General features: G+C 71.6%; 2 protein-coding genes and 1 pseudogene. All 3 read left to right on the top strand.

Translation table 11 applies throughout. The features are described from left to right. The first annotated feature begins 542 nt into the window (after nucleotides 1-542). A complete protein-coding gene (locus ACFXAZ_RS39410; protein ID WP_384601866.1) occupies nucleotides 543-1,496 on the top strand; it encodes a heme o synthase in 954 nt (317 codons plus the stop codon). A 67-nt stretch (nucleotides 1,497-1,563) separates the two neighbouring features. Beyond that, nucleotides 1,564-1,875: a hypothetical protein gene (locus ACFXAZ_RS39405; protein ID WP_384601863.1), complete on the top strand. Its 312-nt coding sequence runs from the start codon at nucleotides 1,564-1,566 to the stop codon at nucleotides 1,873-1,875. A 174-nt stretch (nucleotides 1,876-2,049) separates the two neighbouring features. Next, nucleotides 2,050-2,600: pseudogene (locus tag ACFXAZ_RS39400) on the top strand (amidohydrolase); the annotation flags it as partial. Nucleotides 2,601-2,704 lie beyond the last annotated feature (104 nt).

The raw sequence follows: 2,704 nt of genomic DNA, 5'->3' as shown, positions 1-2,704 counted from the left end.
GTGGGTTACGGTCGTTCGGGGGGGTTGGTCGGGGAGGTGTTGGTGTGGGTCACGGTCGATCGTGCGCGTCGGCCGGGGAGATGTTGGTGTCCGTCACGGCCCACCGCGCGGGTCCGTCCGGAAGGCGCCGAGGCCCGCCACCCCCCCCCCCGCGCGCATCCGCCCGGAAGGTGCCGCCCAGCCCCCCGCGCGTGCCGCGCACCTCTCGCGCCCTGTGTCCTCGCGCCCGCCGCGCACCCTCGCCCCGTGCCCCCGCCCCGCACACCTGTGCTCCCCTGCCCGCCCCGCACCCCTGCCCCCGCGCCCCCACGCGTGCCGCGCACCCCGCGCCCCGTCCCCACGCACCCCGCACACCCCCGCGCCTCACCCCCCGCACCTCCGCCCGCGTTCGGGCGTCTCGGAGGGCTCTTCCGGAGGCACCCTCGGACACGACACCACCCCCGCGAATGTCCCGGTCTGGGCAACGTCTACAGTGGCGTGGTACGCGCGGGCCTTTACCCGGACTTCACACGGGGAGGCCTGCTGGGATGTCTCTGTCAGGGGTGTGCGTGACGGCCGTTGAATCCCGTCCTGCGGGGGTTATCGGGACGAGCCAGAGCCCGAGTCACCGGCCGTTCGGGGCCCGTGTCAAGGCGTTCGTGGCGCTGACCAAGCCGCGGATCATCGAGCTGCTGCTGATCACCACCGTTCCGGTGATGTTCCTGGCGGAGCAGGGCGTGCCCGATCTCCTGCTGGTGCTGCTCACCTGCGTCGGCGGCTATCTCTCCGCGGGCGGCGCCAACGCCCTCAACATGTACATCGACCGTGACATCGACGCGCTGATGGACCGCACCTCGCAGCGCCCCCTCGTCACCGGCATGGTCAGCCCCCGCGAGTGCCTGGCCTTCGGCATCACCCTCGCCATTGCCTCCACCCTCCTCTTCGGCCTCGCCGTCAACTGGCTCTCCGCCTGGCTCTCCCTCGGCGCCCTCCTCTTCTACGTCGTCGTCTACACGATGATCCTCAAGCGCCGCACCTCGCAGAACATCGTGTGGGGCGGCATCGCGGGCTGCATGCCGGTCCTGATCGGCTGGTCCGCGGTGACCAACTCGCTCTCCTGGGCCCCCGTCATCCTCTTCCTCGTCATCTTCTTCTGGACCCCGCCGCACTACTGGCCGCTGTCCATGAAGGTCCGCGAGGACTACGCGCGCGTCGGCGTCCCCATGCTCCCGGTGATCGCCTCGAACAAGGTCGTCGCCCAGCAGATCGTGATCTACAGCTGGGTCATGGTCGCCGTCTCCCTGCTGCTCACCCCGCTCGGTTACACCGGCTGGTTCTACACGGCGGTCGCGCTGGCCGCGGGCGGCTGGTGGCTCTGGGAGGCGCACGGACTCCAGAACCGCGCGAAGGCGGAGGTGACGGGCGGCAAGCTCAAGGAGATGCGCCTGTTCCACTGGTCGATCACCTACGTGTCGCTGCTGTTCGTGGCCGTGGCCGTCGACCCCTTCCTGCGCTAGCCCCTGCGGGAGCCCTGAGGCAAGCGTCACGTACCCCACCCCCTTACCCCTCGGTAGCATCCTGACCATGGCAGACACCCAGCAGGTCGACGAGCGCAAGGCCGCCCGCCTCGCGAAGCAGATCGGCGCCTTCGCCAAGAAGCACGGCGGCGCCGAGGGCCAGATCGCCTACCTCGGCGAACGCGGCGCCCGAATCGTCCTCGTGGCCGAGGACGGCACCTGGGGCGACCTGGTGGCCCCCACCTACACCGTGGCCGAGCGGGCGGTGGAGAAGTCCGGCATCACCCGCCACGAATCCTTCGACGGCGAGTTCGCCGCGAAGGTGAGAACAGGCGAGTACGAGTGGAAGCGCATGGCAGGCATTCAAATCGGCGGCTGACCGACGCCCTTCAGGGGCGCGGGGCTGTGTCGACATGCGGCTCCGCCGCGTGGGCGCGAGCAACCACAACGCACCCGCACCCGGCAATCAAGCCACACCACCCCCCGCACAACACCCGAACCAACGCTCACCCGTTAACCCACGGAAGGGACCGGCCCACAACGGGGAGCCCCCATGATCGACACACCCTCACTGGTGGACCAGTACTGCCACGGAGTGCTCCGCACGGAACTGGGCCTGGGCACCTTCGAGGCCCACCTCTCCCGCACCGAGGGCCCGCCCGCCCCCGGCACCACCCTCTTCGACACCCAGACCGGTTTCGCGGTACGCCGCTGGTGCCCCCCGCTGCTCGGCCTGGAACCGCACTGCCCACCCGCCCACTACCTCGCCCGCCGCCGCGAACTGGGCGTCCTGGAATCCGGCCGAAGGCTGTTACGCGGCAGCGGCATCACCACCTTCGTCATCGACACCGGCCTGCCCGACGACCTCACCGGCCCGGCCGAACTGGCGTCCGCCGCCGCCGCCGACGTCCAGGAGACCGTCCGCCTGGAACTCCTCGCCGAACAGGTCGCCGACACCTCCGGCACCGTCGACTGCTTCCTGGCCAACCTCGCCGAGTCCCTGCACGGCGCCGCCGCGCACGCCGTCGCCTTCACCTCCGTCGCCGGTCTCCGCCACGGCCTCGCCCTCGCGCCCGAACCGCCCGGCCTCGGTGAGGTGCGCGGCGGGGGCTGGGGCGGGGGGGGCGGGCCGCGGGGGGGTGGGGGGTAGGTCGTTGCGGTGGGCGTGGGGCGGCTTGTGGGGGTGGGGGTGGGCGGAGGGGGGGCGC

Origin of the sequence: Streptomyces sp. NPDC059477 (genome assembly GCF_042749375.1) — a bacterium.
GTDB lineage: Bacteria > Actinomycetota > Actinomycetes > Streptomycetales > Streptomycetaceae > Streptomyces.
This window is presented reverse-complemented; position numbering and strand designations above follow the sequence as displayed.